The organism is Vibrio sp. D431a, assembly GCF_030248655.1.
GTDB lineage: Bacteria > Pseudomonadota > Gammaproteobacteria > Enterobacterales > Vibrionaceae > Vibrio > Vibrio alginolyticus.
Genome location: NZ_JAHGAP010000008.1, coordinates 109,930 through 130,319, shown reverse-complemented (window position 1 = coordinate 130,319; position 20,390 = coordinate 109,930). Strand labels below are relative to the sequence as shown.

General features: G+C 44.2%; 17 protein-coding genes. 8 read left to right on the top strand and 9 right to left on the bottom strand.

Annotation, left to right across the window (positions count from 1 at the left end; genetic code table 11):
- Positions 1-110 precede the first annotated feature (110 nt).
- The 4 genes from KJB35_RS06160 to KJB35_RS06145 form a co-directional block, all read right to left on the bottom strand.
- The gene (locus KJB35_RS06160; protein ID WP_017821369.1) at positions 111-1,766 is read right to left on the bottom strand and encodes a hypothetical protein; all 1,656 of its coding nucleotides are present in this window, start codon (positions 1,764-1,766) and stop codon (positions 111-113) included.
- A gap of 301 nt (positions 1,767-2,067) precedes the next feature.
- The gene (locus KJB35_RS06155; protein ID WP_213904056.1) at positions 2,068-3,423 is read right to left on the bottom strand and encodes an FUSC family protein; all 1,356 of its coding nucleotides are present in this window, start codon (positions 3,421-3,423) and stop codon (positions 2,068-2,070) included.
- A gap of 13 nt (positions 3,424-3,436) precedes the next feature.
- A complete protein-coding gene (locus KJB35_RS06150; RefSeq protein WP_047009848.1) occupies positions 3,437-4,300 on the bottom strand; it encodes an HlyD family secretion protein in 864 nt (287 codons plus the stop codon).
- Positions 4,301-4,310: 10 nt separating this feature from the next.
- A complete protein-coding gene (locus tag KJB35_RS06145) occupies positions 4,311-4,523 on the bottom strand; it encodes a DUF1656 domain-containing protein (RefSeq protein WP_005377106.1) in 213 nt (70 codons plus the stop codon).
- 425 nt (positions 4,524-4,948) lie between these two features.
- Between KJB35_RS06145 and aspT the strand changes: the two genes are divergently transcribed.
- The 6 genes from aspT to KJB35_RS06115 all read left to right on the top strand — a co-directional run bounded on the left by aspT (position 4,949) and on the right by KJB35_RS06115 (position 12,215).
- Positions 4,949-6,664: an aspartate-alanine antiporter gene (gene aspT / locus KJB35_RS06140; protein ID WP_065274593.1), complete on the top strand. Its 1,716-nt coding sequence runs from the start codon at positions 4,949-4,951 to the stop codon at positions 6,662-6,664.
- Between the two features lie 95 nt (positions 6,665-6,759).
- Positions 6,760-8,355, top strand: a complete 1,596-nt coding sequence (locus KJB35_RS06135) for a bifunctional aspartate transaminase/aspartate 4-decarboxylase (protein WP_213908128.1) — start codon at positions 6,760-6,762, stop codon at positions 8,353-8,355.
- Between the two features lie 125 nt (positions 8,356-8,480).
- Positions 8,481-9,338: a pyridoxal kinase PdxY gene (gene pdxY, locus KJB35_RS06130; protein ID WP_213908127.1), complete on the top strand. Its 858-nt coding sequence runs from the start codon at positions 8,481-8,483 to the stop codon at positions 9,336-9,338.
- Positions 9,339-9,548: 210 nt separating this feature from the next.
- A complete protein-coding gene (locus KJB35_RS06125; RefSeq protein ID WP_017634571.1) occupies positions 9,549-10,718 on the top strand; it encodes a patatin-like phospholipase family protein in 1,170 nt (389 codons plus the stop codon).
- Between the two features lie 17 nt (positions 10,719-10,735).
- Positions 10,736-11,164, top strand: coding sequence for a hypothetical protein (locus KJB35_RS06120; protein ID WP_149192520.1), 429 nt, complete (start codon positions 10,736-10,738; stop codon positions 11,162-11,164).
- A gap of 142 nt (positions 11,165-11,306) precedes the next feature.
- On the top strand, positions 11,307-12,215 hold the full coding sequence (locus KJB35_RS06115) for a LysR family transcriptional regulator (protein WP_017634569.1): 909 nt from the start codon (positions 11,307-11,309) through the stop codon (positions 12,213-12,215).
- A gap of 286 nt (positions 12,216-12,501) precedes the next feature.
- Here the strand turns inward: KJB35_RS06115 and KJB35_RS06110 are convergent, their stop codons facing one another.
- The 5 genes from KJB35_RS06110 to KJB35_RS06090 form a co-directional block, all read right to left on the bottom strand.
- On the bottom strand, positions 12,502-13,653 hold the full coding sequence (locus KJB35_RS06110) for an ABC transporter permease (protein ID WP_064376716.1): 1,152 nt from the start codon (positions 13,651-13,653) through the stop codon (positions 12,502-12,504).
- On the bottom strand, positions 13,650-14,816 hold the full coding sequence (locus tag KJB35_RS06105; protein WP_064376717.1) for an ABC transporter permease: 1,167 nt from the start codon (positions 14,814-14,816) through the stop codon (positions 13,650-13,652). Before KJB35_RS06105 ends, KJB35_RS06110 begins: the two co-directional genes overlap by 4 nt.
- A 22-nt stretch (positions 14,817-14,838) precedes the next feature.
- A complete protein-coding gene (locus KJB35_RS06100; protein WP_005377122.1) occupies positions 14,839-15,819 on the bottom strand; it encodes an HlyD family secretion protein in 981 nt (326 codons plus the stop codon).
- Positions 15,820-15,822: 3 nt separating this feature from the next.
- Positions 15,823-17,238 (bottom strand): TolC family protein, encoded by a 1,416-nt coding sequence (locus tag KJB35_RS06095; protein ID WP_064376718.1) that lies wholly within the window; start codon positions 17,236-17,238, stop codon positions 15,823-15,825.
- Between the two features lie 130 nt (positions 17,239-17,368).
- On the bottom strand, positions 17,369-17,596 hold the full coding sequence (locus KJB35_RS06090) for a hypothetical protein (protein ID WP_005377125.1): 228 nt from the start codon (positions 17,594-17,596) through the stop codon (positions 17,369-17,371).
- Between the two features lie 476 nt (positions 17,597-18,072).
- On the opposite strand from KJB35_RS06090, the gene KJB35_RS06085 reads away from it, so the two are divergent.
- Together KJB35_RS06085 and KJB35_RS06080 are read left to right on the top strand one after the other, a co-directional pair.
- Complete coding sequence (locus KJB35_RS06085) at positions 18,073-19,692, top strand: sensor histidine kinase (RefSeq protein ID WP_053306993.1); 1,620 nt, start codon at positions 18,073-18,075, stop codon at positions 19,690-19,692.
- Positions 19,689-20,375, top strand: a complete 687-nt coding sequence (locus KJB35_RS06080; protein ID WP_138939089.1) for a response regulator — start codon at positions 19,689-19,691, stop codon at positions 20,373-20,375. The genes KJB35_RS06085 and KJB35_RS06080 overlap by 4 nt, the downstream gene beginning before the upstream one ends.
- Positions 20,376-20,390: the final 15 nt, after the last annotated feature.

Here is a 20,390-nt window from a genome sequence, read left to right as displayed (position 1 = left end):
ATGGCTTGTTGTATTGATGGCTCAAATGGTAGGGCATCAGTGACAGTTTCAATAATCGCCTTTGTAGGATGCAGTCCTACCATAGTCTAGGGGCGGGCTCTTTATGAGAGCTAGAAACGGTAACCAAGATTTAAGGTTACTGACTCTCGAGTTTCCCCTTTGTTATAGAGAAAGGTCAGGTTGTAGTTTTTGCCGATTTGCTTATTGAAACCAGTCAAAAACGCCCATTGATTAAGATCTACACCAATGTCGTAATCGAATTCGATATCACCACTTTTTACATGCCCGTCCATTCGAGCGTCCAGTCCTTGATATTCTGCTCCGACAAAGAACTGCGTGCGATAATCGACAAGTTGATAACCCAACATCGGCTGTACAGTAACAATACCATCGCCCCAATCATCTAAGCCCTTTAAGCGAGTTTGCGAATAGGTACCAGTGACAGAAGCAAAGAACTCTTTATAGCCAACCGAAAGGGTTGTACCTATACCACGAAGGTCATATTCCAAATGCAGCGGCACGTCTAAGCGTCCGCGACTACAAAGTGCAGATAAACCATCGCAAAACTTATCACCTAATCCTGGCAGTTTATCGTTCAGCTTATCTTTTATGTACTGGCCACCTTCACCCGTGTAGGCGGCATCAACATTGGCATCGACATTAACTTTTCCGATGTAACCAAATACATTCCAAAATGGCAGGATGTTTACATCGCCACGAAGCGTCATGCTCTCAGCACTCACGATGCCCACACTGTCTTCTGGATCAAACAGTTCATTAAGGCCGATGCCTTCAATCGTGAAATCATTAAATGGAATATTCATATCTTGATTTCGATACGCTAGCGACACACCAAACGGCAGAGGCAAATCGATACCTTGACGACGAACCATATCACCCATTAAAGGAAAAACTCGGTCTAGCTTAACACTGGCTTCTTGCATGCGTGGATCAGAGACCTCATTCAAGCGTTTTTCGTCTAGTACTTGCACGCCAAGCTTATCTTCATAAATCGCTACCGGTTTTACGCTGCTCATCATTTCGAGGGGTTTATTTTTCTTTGAACCAACTATCTTGGTGTTTTTACTGGCAATCGCAATTTTGCCTGATGTTAACTTCTGGAAGAGGATCTCTTGATCGTAAGAATCCACTTGGTAGTTGTGATGTGTGAACGGTTTATCGTTGGTAATGACCATACGTTTCGGTTCACCATTAACCAACTCAATATCAACGCTTAAAAAGCGAAAGTAGGCGATATCTTGAGGAAGACCGTATTTTGAGTAATTAAAACTGATGATCACATTACCATTCTGATCCTCTTTGGCTCTTACTGATGACGGATCAAAACTCTCCGCGTAGTTTCGAAGGCGGTATTCTGTTCGTGTGAAAGCTTCGATCTCATCAAGTACTTTTTCATTTTCATCGAGTTGTTCAGGGTTGTACTTGATACGCAGATCAATGTTGCCTTTGTTATCGGTGTTCTTAACCAAGTAGACGGACGAATCGCGAACGCTATCACCGATTTTAACACTTCGGTGGGCATGCTCGACCAAATGCTCGCCTTGAACTAGAGAGCTGATGGCCAGTTTTGGTAAATCATGACTGATACCGTATTTGTCGAACAGTGCTCGGCCTTGCTCGATTACTTCGTTGTAGGTCGTCGTCTCTTCAGCGGCGAAGCCAAAAGTGGGGGTAGTAAGCATTAGTGCGCTCGCGAGCACAGTAAGAGAAGACGTCTTGCCGGCGCGTAATTCAAAAAAACTCATGACAGTTTCCACTCTGAATAGTCTCAAACCTTCGAGACTCAGACAGTTAATGTGTCACTGAACTTCTTGTTCAGTTAGATAGATATGTCTGCTGTGATTGACGTTGTGAATGCATGGTTTTCGATTGCATTTCGTAAATCAATGAGAGGATTTTATGGTGGGTAGAGAAATCCCGTTAATCGCTTTTGATGGATACTATCCTCGCTTTATGGGTGAGGCAGGAATAGGGTAGTGAACAAAGCAAAAAGCCCCGCAGAGCAAAAGCAATGTGGGGCTTTAGTTTCAAGAACGGAGGTGACGCTTAGGCCGTAACGCGAACACGAAACAGATCGGTAAACAACTTGGCAATCATCAAAATGATCATAATGTTTACCAGCATCAGCAAGGGCGTTTCAATTCGATATGCTGGGGTTAAATTGAGCGCTCCTGATGTCAAGACAACCAATAAGTTAATACCTAGAATTCTGTGTACCATCAGCTTTGGTGTGGAAAATACCTTCCAAATTACGATGATGTTGATGAAGTAGAATAGCCCAAGCTGCCAAAGCTCGGTCATCATTGGCATTAGGAAAATGTATTGCAATAGAATCACCGTGCCAGTGCCTATCACACCAAAAAATGCATCTTTAATAATGCTTGGTGGCATAGTAGGAACGATTGAAGAGAACACGCCAGCTAGCATCGGAAAAATGAAACCTCCGGGTACGGGCAGATAAATCCAGATCAACAAAGAAGTGACGAACATGGATACACCTTGCAATACCTTTCTGCCGTCTTCATTCAAATGCTGGATAAACGTTCGATGCTCGTGATGCCAAACTGTGTTTTTCTCTCTTTGCATAACATAAGCAACGTGACCAATGAGTGACGTACTTGGATTTTTAATATCAAAGCTTTGAAGTTGCTGCGTTAGCGTTGGCCAATCGATCTCACGACTTTGCGATTTATCTGCTTGTTCTAGCAATCGGTCTTGGATTTGTGCCATCTCATTTAAACGCGCACGCCATAGCTGACGATGTTCTTTCAAGTGGTAGCTGCCAGTAAGTGGTAAGCCGACCAGTTGGAATAACTTTTCTATGTTGGCGCTGTTGGTCTCAAGAGCTTCAATATCTGTATCATTGGGCGATTTCATAGCGTTAAGCATCGCCTCTCTGCTGGTCTCAAAACGTTGAATGAAGTTTTGTTCTGTACTGACTGGCCAGACTAATCGGTACACAACAGAAAACGTGATCACACCAAGAATCGTCTCTTGCATGCGAAGAACAGCGAAGTGGAACGTTGCTTGACTATCAAATCCTCCCATACATGCGATGATGGAGCACACAGCAAAACCGATAGAGAACACATAACCATACTTTTCGTCGCTCGACATAAAAATGCACGCACCTAAAAACAAGGTGAAGAAGGTGAGAAACAAAAAGCGATCTTGAGAAAACGTCGTGATGAGGAAAAAGGCATAACCGATGCCAAGGAGGGTTCCTAATAAGCGATTATGACCTTTGTTTATTGAGTGAGCGAAGCTTTCATTTAATGCCATTACCGCGACTGCGATCGCTGCCCAATACGGTTTCTCCCATTGAAACCATAAGGCAAGGCAGATCGCGATAACGATAGACAGCGCAGCTTTGATTGCTTCTTTGGTTGAGGCATTAAACATACATTCCACCGCATTATTGTTTGATGATTTTGATAGAGGCCGTCATACCAACACGTAGTTGAAAATCTTTCGGTAAGTGATCTAATTTCACTTTAATTGGAATGCGTTGAGCTAAGCGTATCCACTGAAAGTTAGGGTTCACATTGGGCAAAAGATCGTTACCAGTACTACCATCTTGCTTCGCAATGCCGTAGCCAATGCTTTTGATTTTTCCTTCCAGCACAGCTTCATTGTGCATCATTAAGGTCACGTAGGCTTTATCTTGTGGATCAACGCCAACTAAATCCGTTTCTTTGAAATATCCTTCGATCCAAAAGCTGTCTTCATCAATCAAAGCCACGACTGGGGAGTTAGCGACGACTTGAGAGCCGACGCGTAAGTTCAAATTAGTGATATAACCATTCGTTGGCGCATAAACTTTTGTGTAATCAAGGTTTAGCTTGGCTTCTTCAACATTGGCTTTCGCGAGCTCTACGTTGGCAACGGCTGTCTCCACCGCATTGTCTAGGTTATTCAATGTCAGTACAGGTACAGCGCCAGGTGTGCGCTTTTCTAACTTAAGTGCTCGCTGCTCTTCATTTTTGGCCTTTGCTAGTAATGCAATGGCTTGCTTTTGAGCTGCTAGCGCTTTGTGGTACGCCGCTTTATAGATGCTTGGGTCAATCTCAAACAGCAAATCGCCTTGTTTCACTTGCGAATTGTCTTCAACGTAGACTTGGATGATTTGTCCTGTCACGCGGGGGGTTATAGAAACGATGTGCGCGCTAACTTGGCCATCTCTAGTCCATGGGTTGTCAGTGTATGATTGGTAGTAGCTGAAAATCACGGTGCCAGCGGAACACAGTAGTAGCAGTGTGATGAGATAACGTTTTATCACGGAATTTGCCTCAAAATATGGTAATGAATCGACCAATAACGCCAGTAAAAATCACAATTAGGCTTAGCTCTGCGAGTGCAGGAAATGCAACGTATTTGTGGAGTCCCAGTTTTGTTGCAACGGTTCCAACCAAAATGGTGAGCATGTAAGCCAATGCAATAACCAGCAACAAGGGAGGGAAGTAAACTTCGCCCCACACAAGTTCATGTGGCATTGAGTTCATGGTGTTTTTCTCTATTAACTTGATGAATGTAAAGATAAGGCAAGTGATGGCATCAGTGATAATCGCTTTTGTAGGATCTAATCCATCAAGAGAAAGGTGTCATGCGCTATATAGAGGGAATAGCGCAACAAAGTAGCTTTTTGGACAGTGAACATAAAAATAAATTTATTTTCCAATTTATTTGATGCTCATTTAATACCACTAAGTTATTAAATTTTCGACAATTATTGTTCAATGTTTGCTTTTGAATATGCGAAGTGATGGTTTCATCCTTCAAATGGGATTACGAGTTGTGAGGTTTTGTTTCTAATATTCGCTTCGAAGCAAACGAGATGCTTTTAAATTAAATAATCCAACAAATATGAGTGACAGATTATTCGTTAGATTATTTGAGTTTTATATTTATTAGTAAGAGTAAAATTGTCATGGAAATTATTTCTAACCTTTTTGACATGGCACCATTTGTTGCTCTCTTTATTACGCTCTCTCTCGGTTATATGGTAGGTAAAATTACCATTGGTCGATTTGTTCTTGGCGGTGTTGCCGGAACATTATTAATGGGTGTAATTATTGGGCAATTTGGTGTTCATATTGATCCCGGCGTAAAAAGCATTTTCTTTGCGCTCTTTATTTACGCTGTAGGGTATCAAGGTGGTGCGCAGTTCTTCAAAGCACTGAACTTTAGAACCATCAACATTCTACTTTCCGCTGTAGTGATGACGGTGTCTGGCCTGCTTTGTGTACTAGCAGCAGCTTGGATGTTCGATCTAGACAGAGGTACGGCAGCAGGCCTTGCAGCTGGTGGTTTGACTCAATCGGCAATCATCGGTACAGCGGGTGATGCGATCGCACGTCTTGGTGGTGTGACAGAAGAAGCTAAGCACCTAATGCAGACCAACGTCGCAGTAGGCTACGCAGTTACGTACATCTTTGGTTCGCTTGGTCCAATTCTGATGGTGACATGGGTATTCCCAACACTGATGAAGTGGGATATCCGAGCAGAAGCGATTGCTCTAGAAGAGAAAAATTCAAATGGTAAGCGTGATTTAGCGCCGGGTGAGTTCAACGCTGTCACAGCGCTGGTTACACGAGCATTTAAAGTGAGCAAAGATAGTGGGCTAGCAGGCAAAACCTTAGCTCAGTTAAACCAACACGCTCTGGCTGCTTGTATTGAATTGATTCAACGCGATGGCAAAGTGCTAGACGTGGACAAATTCACAGCCCTGAAAGAAGGGGATGTCATTGTCGTAACAGGTCGCCGTAATGCAGTGCATCAGCTGCAAGATGGTTTGGCTGACAATGAGATTGCACTTCCAGAAGGCTATGAAGTTATTGAAGAAAACCGTCAACTGATCGCAGACAACCGCAAACTGATTGGTAAGTCGCTGCAAGAGATTAAAGAGGCTTCGAACCAAGGCTCTATGCGCGGTATTTATGTGACAGACTATATTCGTGAAGGCAACTCAATTGAAATAACGCCGGATCTTGTGATGAAGAAAAACGACGTCATCCAGCTTACAGGTACCGCAAAAGATATCAATCGCGTTGAGAAAAACATTGGTCAGCGAATGGGCTCAGCAAACGTGACTGACTTAGTCGTGCTTGGTATGGGCATGGTGGTGGGCCTATTAATTGGTCTAATCAGTTTTAAGATTGCTGGTATTCCCGTCACTATCGGTTCTGGTGCAGGTTGTTTGATCTCAGGTTTGATCGTCGGTTGGTTGCGTAGCCGCAATCCGCATGTTGCTCAGTTTCCTATGGGTGCCGCGAACTTTATTCGAGATTTCGGTTTGGCAGCATTTGTGGGCATTGTTGGCCTTGAGGCTGGGCCTCAAGCGGTCGACACCATCAAAGAACACGGTATGTCTCTGTTGTTCCTTGGCATGGGTGTAACGATTATCCCTCAGATTATTTCGTTCTTCTTCTCATATTTTGTATTGAAGATTAAGAATCCAGTTGAAGCGCTTGGCTGTGTTACAGGTGGACGAAGTGCAAACCCAGCATTTGCGGCTTTAATGGAAAAAACAGGTAATGCAACACCAGTATTCTCATTCACCGTGACTTATGCAGTCGCCAATGTACTGCTTACCCTATGGGGTCCAATTATTGTCGGCATTATTACTTTAAACGCAGGCATGTAATTTAAATAAATTCGAACACTCTTATCGCCTAATTAAATAGGCGGTAGGGGAAGTATTATCCAAATTTTACTAAATAATAGATTCAGGTAAATATTATGACTACGCAAAACACAACAATTGATTTTTCAAAATTTGCAGTTTTAAGCCCATTTGAATTAAAAGATAAACTAATTGAAGTGGCACAAACTGTTCCTGACCGCGCGTTATTAGATGCAGGTCGTGGTAATCCTAATTTTCTTGCGACACTACCACGTAAAGCGTTCATTCGTTTGGGTGAGTTCGCAATATTGGAAGCCGAGCGCACTTATTCATACCTAGATGGTGGTTTCGGTGGCATTCCAGATGGTGTGGGCATTGTTGAACGCTTCGATACGTTTGCAAGCAAGAATAAACAAGACCAAGGCGTGCAGTTCTTAGAAAAGTCGCTGAGCTACGCAAAAGACCGTTTGGGTCTAGAGAAACAGGCATTTTTGAATGAGCTGGTTAACGCATACCTTGCATGTAACTACCCAGTGCCACCACGCATGTTGACGAACATCGAAAAGGTTGTGAAGCAGTACATCGCAGAAGAGATGTACGGCCCGATGCCAATGACAACAGACTTCGATCTGTTTGCAACGGAAGGCGGCACAGCGTCTATGACGTACACGTTCCAAACTATGTTCAACAACGGTTTATTGAAGAAAGGTGACAAGGTCGCGCTAATCACTCCAATCTTTACGCCGTACCTAGAAATTCCAGAACTGAGTGAATACGAACTGGAAATCGTTGAACTACGTTTGGATGAGACAACATGGCAGCTGCCGATGTCTGAAATCGAAAAGCTTGCAGATACAGACATCAAACTGCTTTGTGTCGTGAACCCAGCAAACCCAGCGTCTGTGAAGTTCTCGGATGAGACTCTGGATAACCTATCAAACTTCGTGAACAACGAACGTAGCGACCTGTTCATTGTGACTGATGATGTATACGGCACATTTGCGGACGACTTTGTCTCACTGTTCGCGAAACTGCCATACAACACGCTTTGTGTTTACTCGTTCTCGAAGTACTTCGGTGCAACAGGCTGGCGTTTAGGCTCGATTGCGATTCAACACAACAACGTGTTTGACGATGCAATGCGCAGCCTTCCTGAAGCGCGTCAACTTGAGTTGGACGATCGTTACAAAACACTGACTCCGGAACCGCGTGAGATCAAGTTTATTGACCGTATCGTAGCAGACAGCCGCAGCGTAGCGCTTAACCACACAGCAGGTTTGTCTCTTCCTCAACAAGTTCAAATGGCGTTGTTCTCATTGAACTGCTTGATGGACTCAGAACAAAACTACAAAGAAGCATGTAAACGCATCATCCGCGAGCGTTACAAAACTCTGTACAAAAACATGGGTGTAGAAATTGAAGAAAACAAAGATCGTGTGGACTACTACACACTGCTTGAGCTCGACACTCTGGGCGGCAAATTGTACGGACCAGCATTCGTTGAATGGTTCAAAGCGAGCGAGAAGGGCAAAGACTTCCTGTTCCGCCTTGCACATGAAACCGGCGTTATCCTGCTTCCAGGCCAAGGCTTCGATGTAGTGCATGCATCAGTTCGAGTTTCGCTAGCAAATCTTACTCACCACGAATACGAGCTTATCGGTCGTGCAACACGCAAAGTGTTGGATGAGTACTTTGCTGAATTCAAAGGCTAATGAATCCAGCCTGATTAAGAATAAGCCTCGGCGTTGTCGAGGCTATTCCGACCAAATAAGCACAGTGCGCGGCATTGTGTTTATTTAGTCGCCAAGCTAACAAACTTCCCTATTAAGAGTGACTTATGAAAAGCATTATTTCTATTCAATCTCATGTGGTTTATGGCCACGCAGGAAACAGCTCTGCCGTCTTCCCGATGCAGAGGATGGGCCTCGAAGTCTGGCCAATCCACACTGTTCAGTTTTCAAATCACACTCAGTACCAGCAAGGTTGGACTGGACAGAAGTTTGGGGCAGATGAAATTCATTCTCTAATGAGAGGCTTAGATAACATTGAGAAGTTAGGAGAATGTGGCGCGATACTGTCCGGTTATCAAGGCAGCGCAGAGCAATGTCGAGCGGTGGCCGAAGCGGTAAGTTTAGTCAAATCGCGTAACCATAGTGCACTTTATGTGTGTGACCCAGTTATGGGTGATCCAGACAAAGGTTGCATTGTGGCAGACGGTGTCAAAGAAGCGATAAGCCATAGCTTGTTGCCCATCGCTGATGTGATTGTTCCTAACCAGTTTGAACTGAGCGAGTTAACAGGTGTGAAAATTGACTCTCTTTATGATGCGGTCACTGCATGTAAAAAAGCCCTAGAGCTGGGACCGAAAATGGTATTGGTGAAACATCTGCATGCTCTAACAGATGACGCCTTCAGTATGATTTTAGCGACGCCGAAAGCAAGCTATTTGGCCCAACGCCCTAGTGTTGAATTTGCTATGCAGCCAGTCGGTGTCGGTGATTTGATTTCTGCGATTTTTACTTCTTGTTTGATGAAGAAGATGTCTCCTGTCGCAGCCTTTCGTCATACACATAACGCCGTTTACGGTGTATTGGAGATCACCAAAGGCTATGGCACATGGGAGCTACAGACGATCAATGCCCAATACGAATTTGTCGAACCGACGCATGAGTTCAACGTCGTGAAAATTGCTTAGCGCAGTACCTAATTAACGGAGAAGCGTAAAGTTAGCATATAGAAACTTGGCATAATTGCTTTGATGGATAGCATCCTACAATCGCGATTATGGGGTTTAGCCGTGCCTAGCTATAGTAACTCCACACAACGAAACGGACTTCATTTTGACCCAATTAACTTCAAACTGAGTCTCTGGTCATACGCCAGAGAACATTAAATGAGACTGATTATGAATCGTTTAATTTCCTCTGGTGTGACGGTTGCACTTTCGCTGCTGATAGTAGCTTGTAGTTCACCTCATACGCTGGATGTTCGTGTTTCTCAAAGCAACTATAAAGATGTCGAGATCGCGAGTTCGACACCAAATGAGCCACTTCGAATGTGGGCCAATGAAGCGCCGGATTTTCTCTACTCAGCGCACAATCAAACCACACCGATCAAAGTAGAGGGTGAACAGCTCAATATTTTGGCCTTATCGGGTGGTGGCGTAAACGGCGCATACGGTGCCGGCGTTTTGATGGGGCTGCAGGAAAAGGGGGAGCTAAAAGATTATGCCATCATTACTGGAGTCAGTGCGGGTGCCCTAATCGCTCCTTTTGTTTTCATTGGCGGTGATGCGATGCCAAAGATGAAAGAAGTCATGCTCAACATCAATGATAAGAATATTTTGGGTAAGAAGAACTTCTTAAATACCCTGTTTAAGGACGCGTTTACCGATGGTGAGAATCTCTATGATTTCATCGCAGACGCTTACCCTGAGCCCATGATCGAGGCGATGGCGCAGCAACACCGCAATGGTAAACGCCTCTTTATTGGCAGTACCCATTTTGATTCAGGCGAACTGGTGATTTGGAATATTGGTGCGATTGCGAACAGTGATTTAGCGGACAAATCTGAACTGATTTACAAGGTGCTTGCTGCGAGCGCATCGATCCCTGGTGTTTTCCCTCCACAATTTATCGATGTTGAACATGATGGAGAAACTCTTGAGGAGTTACACGTAGATGGTGGTCTCGCAGCGCAGGTGTTCTTTAATCCGTCTAACTTCAACTATCAACAAATCTCAGATGCTTTGGGGTTAGAAAAAGCGCCTCAGTTGGATGTGATTCGCAATGGTGCGTTAAAAGCGCCGTATCGTCCACTAAAAGACAAAGGTTTGGACTTGGTATCGAAAAGTGTCTCAAGCCTTACGCTAGCGCAAACTCGAGGTGATCTCTATCGAATGAAATACATCAGTGAAATCAACGATATCGAGATGCAGTTTACCTACATTGATCAAGATTTCAGATACGCCAAAGTAACGAAAGATATGTTCGATCACCGCTACTTGCTGACGATTTACGAATATGGATTCAAAAAAGCCACCCAAGGGCAACTTTGGGTAACTGAACTCCCTTAATACAGGAAAACGATACAATGAAAAAAGCCGTTCTTACACTCATGATGCTTACCGCTTTCGCGACTGCATTCGCCCAAAGTGGAGCCCATCTTGACCAGCAAAAAGTGGATAGTGATATGCAGCAACTGTCTGCAATCAAAGAAGAAGGTGCAGCCTTTATCATGATTGACGAGAACTCGAGTTACGTGGCGGTCGAGTTCGTGGGAAAGTGGGAAGAGATCAACAACTATGTGTCACACAAAGAAGCGAAACAACGTAAATTGGAAAAAGTGAACAAGCAGTTCGTGTACTCTCAGGTCGGTGAAACGTTGGAGTCACTTGAGCAAAAAGTCGTTGACCACATTTACGCTGATCAACCTAAATATTTCAGTGTCGATGTCTACCGCGATTACCATGGTGACTCAGGAGAATTCAACTATTTAGCTCGTGTCGTTGAGTACAACTAAGTTAGAGAAAACCTACTGAAGCTAGTAGGTTTTTTTGTGTCGTCGAGAAGGAATTCAAACGCAGATTGTTTCCGTTACCAAGTAGCAATTCTACGATCTTGTGGTAATTTAATTAGATAACTCTAAAAAGTAAGCACAACCTATGAATTTTAGTTTTGAACAACTTCTCGCGTTCGTAACCGTTTATGAACAGCTTTCGTTTAGTAAGGCGGCGGTCAAACTCAATAAGCACCGAACCACAATAGGGCAGGTGATTACCAATCTTGAAGACCAACTGGCGGTCAACCTGTTTGAGCGAGTGGGGCGCTCGGTAGAACCGACAGAAGATGGTCATCTTCTTTACCACTATGCTAAGCAAACCATCGAACAAGCACGTACTTTCGATAAAGTCGCATTAAGTCTAGCTTACGGTGGGTTAGAGAATGTTAGTATCGCCTATTCAAGCGCTATACCACACCGTTTTCTTGTATTGCTTCGTATTCAATTAGCAGCAGATTTTCCGATGATGCGAGTTAACTTTCTTGTTCGTAATCGCAACGAAATTAAAGAGGGTTTACAGAATGGTGATTATCAATTCGGTATTGTCAATGTGCATGATAGTCGAGCAATACATAGTTTGGATGCGACGTTTTTAGGTCATTTTGAATTTGTTCCTTTCGTCCAGAAAGGTGGTGAACTCGCTTCTATGGCACCAGATCGAGTATTGACAGCCTTGAGGAATAGTAAACAATTTGTACTGCGGTCTCTTATTGAAGAGGGAATGGGCGAAAAAGTCATCGTAAGTTCGAACCATGAAGAGGTCGACCAATTGGCCCTTGTAGTGAAAATGGTTGAAGCAGGTTTAGGATGGGCGATTCTCCCCAGAACGTTTGCCCATTCGGAGTTTTCTAATAATCATATAGAGCCAGTGGAAGCTTCTGAATTATTGGAAGGTTTTAAGTTTGGTTTTGGCCTATGGTGCCAACCCTCTAAGCAAGTCGGTGATGTAAAAAATTCAATCATGAAGGTCGTTACAGAATACCGAGAAAAAATAATCCGTGATATGACTTAGCGGCGACATGTATCCTGCTCATCCCTATCAACAACAAGACTCAATGTGAGTCTTGTTTTTTTGTGTCTGAAAAACGTTATCGTTCTAGCGAAGAGCTAATGTCTATTGGAAGGATATAACCCTCTATATGAGAGTATGGAGTCCATACTTTTTGGCTTAATCTAACCTCGCTCAATGGGTAAGCCCAGAGCAAAAAGTGTTTTTACCATATGTCCGCTGCAAGGACGCAGATTTTTAGCCGGGTTTAGTTACCCGGCTTTTTTTATAGTAATAAAAATGTCAGCTATCACCCCAAGCTCTCTGTTACAACTGGCTTGTTACTTCGCTTAGCAATCCAGTACGCAACGTTACCCCAAAGCACAGTGAGTGCCCAAAGTGCTGTCCAATGTGGAGCGACTTGTTGCCAGGTTGCCCCCATTTGGTTTAGTGCTAAGAAAGCTTTGATCGCCCAAGTGCTTGGGCTTAAATCAGCAATCCATAGTAAGGGAGTAGGTATGGCTTCAATCGGCCAAATAAAACCAGCCAAGAAAATGAGCGGCATAGAGCTCACTAGGACGACTAAGGTGACAAGTTCACGCCGAGGTAATAAGTAACCTAGCCAGAAGCCTAGTCCGCAACAACCTAAAAGGAACGGGAACAACATAGCCAGCAATTCGCCCGCATTGGCGATATGGTTTACGTTTAAGCGTTCGAAGCTAAAACCAAAATAATAGGCGCCGAGTAAATAATAAATTGCCACAAATACTAACGTTCTCACAAGCAGCAGCGATCCCGTGGATACTTGTGACCAATAGCCACGACCATGACGCTGTGTTCCCGTTTGTAATCCAACCGCCATGATCAACGTTTGTTGTAAAATCAGAACAAATACTGCCGGCACTACGTATTCGATGTAACCCATGGTTGGGTTGAACGTCGGCTTCATATTAAGCTTGATAGCAGAGTAATTATGGCTAGCCATACTCATGGGCACACCATCTATCACCATTTTACTGACTTTCACTTGGGCCCCTAATGTGCCTCCAGCTTGGGCCAATCCTTCTACCACGGTTCCGTACACGAGAAAATACGAGGCGTCCGCAGCGTAGGCTAGAGTCGGGCTTTTACCTAGCATTAGGTCTTTGTAAAAGTGTTCTGGTATGACTAAAAAACCGGTGATCTCTCGTTGTAAAAATGCTTGCTTTGCATCGGCAATCGTATGAAGTCGAGTGACTACGTTGACTTGCGGAGTGGCATCAACCATACGTTCTAGCTTTAAACTCGTCTGACTACCATCTAGATTAACAATCGCGATTGGTTGTTCACGAGGCGTTTGTTGTGCATAAGGCAAAGGGTATAAAAACGAGTAAAATACGACACCACCAAACACGGTCAACGTAACGACTGGATTGGTTAGAACGGCCTTAAGTTCCGCTTTAATCAGTTGCCACAATGTCATACCGCCTCCTTCGCTTGGCGTGTTGATGAAGCTGTTCGATGTTTACCCATCAAGGCTGCGGTAATGAGCAGGGGCACAACGTAACCAATCATAGGCCATAGCGAGCTTAAAGATTGTGCGGCCGATGCTCCATAGCTTGCTTGACTGACTTGTACTTCAATGTAATGGGTAATCGGCAATAATGAACGCCATGCATAAGCGAGCGTGTTCATGTCAGAAACTGGGAATGTAATTCCCATGAACGCGAAGCTTGGAGCCGTAAATGCGCCAGCAAAACTCATCGCACGTGCAGGATCCATCGACAAGAAGAAGAACAACGCTCCCATAATGATACAGGCGATAACCGTCGCCAATTGTGCTAATAGCATAACCACAAAACTGCCTTCCATTGGCCAATCAAGCACGGAATAAAACCAGTACAAGAACAACGCACCTTGCGCCATAAAGACCGGAATGTACTGACTTAATAGGGTAGTGAGCCTGGCGTATGGCTTTTCGCCCAAAAATGCAAAGCTATTCTTTCCACCATAAATGCGAAAGTGCGCGGCAAGAATCAAAATAGTGCTTACTACAATACATATTTGCCAAATGGCTGGCACGATAGCCGTTACCAAAAATTGTGCGTAGTTATTGTTACGGTTAAATAATGCGGTTATTTGTGTCGACACGGGTACAGCCTGTCCAGCCGCTGCTAACGTTGTGGTGTTACCCTTAGCCAAGTTGCCCATTACTTCAACCTGAGCGTCGAAATAGCCTTGTGCTTGCGCAACGGCAGAGTTGATCAGTTTCGCTACCAAAATGTACTGACTGTTGTAAAAGACAGAAAGTTGAGGTTGGCGGTGCTGGAGAATATCTTGGTCGAACTTAGATGGGATGACCGCGTAAGCGTAGATATCGCCTTCAATCATCGCATTTTTTGCTTCGCTTGTACTGGTGTAGTGATAGCTAACAGCCAGACTCGACGACGCATCCAAAGATTGAATGAGCTTTCGAGAAAGTTGGGAATGTTGTAGATCAACCACACCGATTGGCAGATCCCGGGCAATGCCCGCAGAGAACACTCCCCAAATCATCATCGCGAGCAAAATCGGTATCCAAGTAAGGCACGAAAGCAACCACTTGTCTCGTCGTAAGATATGCCGCTGTGAAATCTTAATCGTCATAGCATTAACCTAGTGGTTGTGATTAAAGTTCAACGACAACACTCATTCCCATACGCAGTTCAGGTTCGGGTTGAGCTGGACGAGCTTCTACTTCAAAGGTACGAAGATCAAAACCTTGAGAAGCATCGGTTGCTCTCCACGTTGCAAAGTCACCCATAACGGCAACATGCGTTACTTTGAACTCAACATTTTTATTTAAGGCAGGCAAATAGGCATCAAAGGTTGCTCCTTTTTTAAAGTGTTGAAGGTAATCTTCACGCACATTCAGTGTCGCCCAGGCATCTTCTGTATCTATCACAGTAACTACTGGGAAGCCCTGAGGTGCTAATTCACCACTTTGAAGCAGAACTTGAGAGACTTCGCCGTCGAACCAGCTGTAGATCTGAGTATCTTTCGCATACGCTTCTACTTCGGCTACGGCACCTGATGCCATGCGCGCTTTTTCCGCCGCAGCCACTTTGGTTTCACTTCTAGCGCCTTCTTTTGCCATTTCATACATTTGAAACGCAGCACTTTCTGTGTATTTCGCTGCTTGCCACTGAGTTAAAGCTTCATCGCGTTTTTGTTCTGCAACCACGCCATCGTTATAAAGGTTATTCACACGATTGTAGGTTTTTTCCATTAAATTCGCAGCGGCTTTGGCTTTCATCCACTGATCTTTTGCTGCTTGGATTTGTTGCTCACGTGCGCCTTTCTCAGCTTCTTGAGCTAAGGCGTCCGCCGCTTTTTCACCTGCTTTTGCTTGTTCTAACTTCGCTTCAATTTCAGGACTATGAAGGGTAAAAATAAGCTGACCTTTCTCTACATCGTCGCCTTTACGTACCATGACCTCATCAATACGCCCTGGAACTTTTGAGGAAATACTGTATTGCTGGGCTTCAATTAATCCCTGTAAGCGGATCGGTTCCGGTTGATAGGCTTGGTAAAATTGATACCCAACCCAAGAGGCAACACCCAAAGCACAAAGTGAGAGTAAAACGGGTTTTAGTGATTTAGCTGCCATGATTTATTTCACCTCTTTGGATGTTGAAGCAGGGATATAAGCGGTATTTTGATATTGTTCGAAGCTGTTCATTTCACTGCTCAATGCGAGTAGCTTGGTTAAAGATATTAAATAGCGGAAACGCGCCGCTGAACGCTGTGTTTCTATACTCGCGACATAAAGTTGTGCATCCACAACATCCAGAGAAGACGACAGACCCTGAGTAAATGCTTTTTCACGCAAGCGCAGGTTTTCGTTAGCGAGTTCAATGCTAGATGCGAGCCCTTGTACTTCATCAATGGCTTGCTGAGCCTCCAAGTATGTCTTTTGGACTAACAGCGATAAGTCTTGTTTGGCTTGGGACTTTAATGAGTCGACCTGCGAGACGACGCTTTGAGCGGCTTTGACTTTTTCGCTTCGCCCTGATGATTCAATCAGTGGAATGCTGACACCAACACCAACTAACCAGTCAGGCTTCATTTGGCTTGCGAGAGAATCGTCTTCATACAAGCTGTAGTCGCCGTAAAGATAAACTTCAGGGTAGTATTTCCCTTTTTCTGCTTTGATTAAGCTAGAGGCTTGTTTGTGTTTAGCGCTCAGAAGTTCTAACCCCGGATAGGTAAGCAGCGTTTGATCGACAAAAGCGCTAAGAGGGGGAAGACTGTCGTTGATAAACAAAGATTCAGCGGGCTCTACGGCATCATCTTGCGCGAGTAATTTACCTAATGCAGCCTGAGCGATACTCAAATCGCTGGCTGCTTTACGTGTTTCTACAGATGCTTTATCTAAAGAAGCCTCTGCTTGCAGGCGCTCAACGTGCGCGATTTGTCCTTGCTCTTCAAGCTTAATGGCAAAATCTCGATGCTTTTTTAGCCCTGCTTCAACCGCTTGCCGCGTTGCGAGTACTTCCTTTGCCAGTACGACAGAAAAGTAGTACTTCGATAAATCTTCAAAACGCGCTTGTTGTTCCATTAAAAGCTGACTTTTCGCCTCATCCGTTTTGCCTTCTGCTGCTGATTGAGCCGCAGAAATTCGACCACCAGTAAAAATTGGCCAAATGGCACGAATAGACGAAGAGAAAATATCGCGCTCGGTTATGGTCGAAGTGGTATTAGCTAAGGCACCAAAAATAGGCTGAAAAGCAGGAGGTACGTTAGTGTGTGCTCCTGTGCTGTCTAGGATCTGTTTTCCCGACAGCGTGATATCGGTATCTAAACGCGTGTAATTCGCGCCAATAGTAACCTGAGGTAAGTTGAGATTGCTGGTGGCACTCTCTTGGTATTGGTAGTTCTCGACGTTTGAGCGTTGAGCTTTGAGAGAATAGTTGTTTTCTAGCAATAGCTGCCATGCGGTATCAAAAGTGATCGGTGCCGCATGACAGGCAAGGGAAATCGAGCTGCTAAGTAAGCCCAGTATCCAAACCTTTCCTGTTTTTTTCATAATGGCTGCTTTGTCGTAGAGTATTAGCTCTAATATAAAGGATTCGTAACTGCGTGTTAAGTAGGAGGGAAAATTGGGCAGTAGTATGCGCCCAGTTATATTTGTGCTGGGCGCGGGAGATGTTACAAATTTATTTTGTATATGGACAGTGAAACTCTGCTCTCCACTCGAGCTGACGAGAACCTCGCATCGTATTCAATAGATCTTTTCCACTCATTTGAGGGAACGATAACAGGACTTTTAGATCAGAAGTACCGCCTCCGTTTTTTTCATAAGCCCTGACGTGTGTAAATGTTGAATACATATTCTCTGACAGCATCGCCTTATTCAGGCATATTCCAAAGGTATCGCGTTCCATGTTTGGTGTTCCTTCTAACTATAAATGCACCTCTGTTTATAGTTTTCCAGTTTTCAGATGGTGTCTAAGTGTTTGTCATATAGTCAGTATTTGTGTTTTGTTTTATTTGTGTCCAAATCACTGACATCAATGTTGAGCTTTTAATAGACTTCCAGCTTCACTGCTTTCAAACCGAAACTCTCATTGGTTTCGTTGATTAAAAATTATACGTTGTAAAGTCTAAAAACGCCTCAAAAACCGCTAAAATCGGTGTGATCGCGATCATGATTTTAAGGGCAATTTATGTATGGAATTGAGTATCAGAGAGGAATGCTAAATTTGGTGAATGGTTGTAATTTTATGTTTCAGCTCGTCGATTAATTAACCGTAAACTCTGCGGTTTGTTTGCCTTCCTCACAGATTTATCACCGCGACAACGTCATGCTGTTAACTGAGTGTTAACGTTACGCTCAAGAGTGAATCACAAGGATGTATCAATGAGTTGGAAAACCATCAGCTTTCGTAAGCGGATGCTCATTATCATGACGCTATCGGGGTTGATAGAGCTGTTATTGCTTGTCGCCGCGGGGTTCACTTATCTCAAAATCAATCAAGAGCAAGAAATGGGAGAAAAAGCACTGGGTGTTGCCCGTTTTTTAGCGGACTCAGCGGTTGTTCGTGAAATGATCGAAACCCAAAACCCCCAGCCATACCAACTTCGCTTTAGAGAATTAACCGAAGCCATAGGTGCTGCATTCATCGTTATTGGCGACCATAAGGGAGTACGCTTAATCCACCCTGTTGATGAGCGGTTGGGCAAGCCAATGAGAGGTGGCGACAATCGTCGAGCGCTAGAACAGGGGTTGTCTTATGTTTCGACGGCACAGGGCTCGTTAGGTTATTCAGTTCGTGGTAAAGCTGCGATTTTTGACGAGCAAGGGAACATCATTGGTGTGGTTTCGGTTGGCTATTTGCTCGACCGACTGCAAGACCGCATCGAACCATTTTTGGCCTTTTTGATTTTAATGGTCATCGTAGTTGTCGTCGCTAACGCCATTGTATCCAATTATGCGTCGAGAAAGTTTCAGCGCGCCATTTTAGGCTTTGAGCCTGAAGAGATAGGGCGGTTGTACGGCGAATTAGAAGTGACGATGAGCACCATCAAAGAGGGCGTGTTAAGCATTGATGCCCAAGGGATACTTCGCTCGATAAATCGTAGTGCCTGCCAGATTCTCGGTATTGATAGAGAATCAGCGCTTAATAAACCTTTGACTGATACGCTGCGTGATAGCGATCTATATACAGTGTTAGAAAGCGGGCAGGAAGATCATGATATTGAGATATTCCTTAATCATAAGCGCCTGATTGCAAATCGCTCTCCAATTTATGTTGATGGAAAAATCGTGGGGGCGGTATCGAGTTTCCGTTTAAGGGATGAAATCAATGATCTAACCGAGCAGCTATCACAAACCAAGGAATATGCAGATTTGTTACGTTCGCAAACCCATGAGCATCGCAATAAGCTAAACACTATCAGCGGGCTAGTACAAATGGGTGAGCTTGATGCGGTGCAAAAGTTAATTGGACAAGAAACCGCACACTATCAAGCAATGATTGAGTTTTTAAGAGATACCGTTAAGGACCCGCTAATTGCAGGTATGTTGCTTGGAAAAACTGAACGCGCTCGCGAGTTAGGCTTACAACTGGTGGTTGAGGAAGGCAGTCGTCTGGAGCCCCTGCCTGAGTGGCTAAATTCGGAAGATCTTGTCACAATTTTGGGTAATTTGATTGATAACGCTTTCGATGCCACGTTAACTTCAATTCGCGATGAATCAAATGTTGCGTCAGAACGCAGAAACATTGATGTGTCCGTTAGCGATTACGGAAATGAAGTGATACTTGAGGTGATAGATCATGGCTGTGGCCTCCCAAAAACAATGGATCCACAAACATTATTTACAAAAGGCGTTTCAACGAAATCTCGTCAAAATCGAGGTGTTGGGTTGCACCTTGTCAATCAGCTTGCTACTCGATATCACGGCCATGTTGAGATGATACCCAATACAAATTATGGGACAAGAATAACGGTGTACTTACCCAAGGAAGAACAATTATGAGTATGGCGACTCGCGTAATGATCATTGAAGATGATCTGGCTATTGCTGAGCTGCACCACAAATACTTAAGCCAACTGACAGGTTTGGAAGTGGTTGGAATTGCGACCACGAGAATGGAAGCGGAAATGCAACTCGACATTCTTAAGCCAGATTTACTATTGATGGATGTCTATCTTCCCGATGGCACAGGGCTTGAGATACTAAATACACTGCGTGCAAGTAACCAAACGTGTGATGTCATTTTGATTACAGCCGCAAGGGATGTCGATACGTTACAACAGGCAATGAGAGGTGGCGTTGTCGATTACCTGCTAAAACCAGTGATGTTTCCACGTTTAGATGCCGCACTGAAAAAGTATGTGTCCCAACGCCAACAACTAGACATCGTAGAGAGTTTGGATCAGAACCTCGTTGATAAAATGCTGCAGTCTCACGCCAATCAAGACAACTTGCCGAACCGATTACCGAAAGGGATTGATGGTGTAACGCTAGACAAGATCAGGGAGTTGTTTCCAAATGGCAGTGCGCTAACCGCTGATGAGGCAGGTGAAAAAATCGGAGTGAGCCGAACAACGGCAAGGCGTTATTTGGAGTATCTTATCACTACTGGTGAACTAGAGGCTGATTTAAACTATGGCTCTGTTGGTAGGCCAGAAAGGTGCTATAAAAAAGTGACACGGTAGCATTTATATTGATGC

Coding starts and splice junctions, on each gene's coding strand:
- KJB35_RS06115 (WP_017634569.1), top strand. CDS start 11,307: ATGAATTTTAGTTTTGAACAACTTCTCGCGTTCGTAACCGTTTATGAA.
- pdxY (WP_213908127.1), top strand. CDS start 8,481: ATGAAAAGCATTATTTCTATTCAATCTCATGTGGTTTATGGCCACGCA.
- KJB35_RS06090 (WP_005377125.1), bottom strand. CDS start 17,596: ATGGAACGCGATACCTTTGGAATATGCCTGAATAAGGCGATGCTGTCA.
- KJB35_RS06125 (WP_017634571.1), top strand. CDS start 9,549: ATGAATCGTTTAATTTCCTCTGGTGTGACGGTTGCACTTTCGCTGCTG.
- KJB35_RS06095 (WP_064376718.1), bottom strand. CDS start 17,238: ATGAAAAAAACAGGAAAGGTTTGGATACTGGGCTTACTTAGCAGCTCG.
- KJB35_RS06120 (WP_149192520.1), top strand. CDS start 10,736: ATGAAAAAAGCCGTTCTTACACTCATGATGCTTACCGCTTTCGCGACT.
- KJB35_RS06080 (WP_138939089.1), top strand. CDS start 19,689: ATGAGTATGGCGACTCGCGTAATGATCATTGAAGATGATCTGGCTATT.
- KJB35_RS06135 (WP_213908128.1), top strand. CDS start 6,760: ATGACTACGCAAAACACAACAATTGATTTTTCAAAATTTGCAGTTTTA.
- KJB35_RS06110 (WP_064376716.1), bottom strand. CDS start 13,653: ATGACATTGTGGCAACTGATTAAAGCGGAACTTAAGGCCGTTCTAACC.
- KJB35_RS06160 (WP_017821369.1), bottom strand. CDS start 1,766: ATGAGTTTTTTTGAATTACGCGCCGGCAAGACGTCTTCTCTTACTGTG.
- KJB35_RS06105 (WP_064376717.1), bottom strand. CDS start 14,816: ATGACGATTAAGATTTCACAGCGGCATATCTTACGACGAGACAAGTGG.
- aspT (WP_065274593.1), top strand. CDS start 4,949: ATGGAAATTATTTCTAACCTTTTTGACATGGCACCATTTGTTGCTCTC.
- KJB35_RS06145 (WP_005377106.1), bottom strand. CDS start 4,523: ATGAACTCAATGCCACATGAACTTGTGTGGGGCGAAGTTTACTTCCCT.
- KJB35_RS06100 (WP_005377122.1), bottom strand. CDS start 15,819: ATGGCAGCTAAATCACTAAAACCCGTTTTACTCTCACTTTGTGCTTTG.
- KJB35_RS06155 (WP_213904056.1), bottom strand. CDS start 3,423: ATGTTTAATGCCTCAACCAAAGAAGCAATCAAAGCTGCGCTGTCTATC.
- KJB35_RS06085 (WP_053306993.1), top strand. CDS start 18,073: ATGAGTTGGAAAACCATCAGCTTTCGTAAGCGGATGCTCATTATCATG.